1 pseudogene is annotated in these 425 nt (G+C 62.4%); it reads left to right on the forward strand.

Going from position 1 to position 425, the window contains the following annotated elements:
- Positions 1-47 precede the first annotated feature (47 nt).
- Positions 48-425, forward strand: a pseudogene (locus tag C1J00_RS44230) (glutamine synthetase); the annotation flags it as partial.

The raw sequence follows: 425 nt of genomic DNA on the forward strand, positions 1-425 counted from the left end.
GGCATCAAGAGATCAGATCACCTGATCACGACGAACGGGAAGGCCTTATGGGCTCGTCATTCATTGCGGCCAACGGATTGTGGACGCAGCATCAAGAGGAGGCGGCCGCCAAGCTGGTCGCCCAGCTCGACGACCTGAACCTGCGTCAGGTCCGTATCAGCTGGGGTGACCAGCACGGCATCCTGAGGGGCGAGACCCTCGAGGTCGATGCGTTTCGCTCGGCGCTCAAGGAGGGCAAGGACTTTCAGACTGCAACACTGATCTTCGACAGCACCAACAACCCCGTGGTGCCGCCCTTCGAAGCCGACGGGTTCGGTGACAAGAGGCTGACCGGTCTACCCGACGCGGTTCTGGTTCCGGATCCGACGACGTTTCGGGTCCTTCCGTGGGCCGACCGGACGGGCTGGGTGCTCTCGGAGATGTAC

The sequence above is a fragment of the Streptomyces cahuitamycinicus genome, assembly GCF_002891435.1.
In the GTDB taxonomy this organism is placed as follows: Bacteria; Actinomycetota; Actinomycetes; order Streptomycetales; family Streptomycetaceae; genus Streptomyces; species Streptomyces cahuitamycinicus.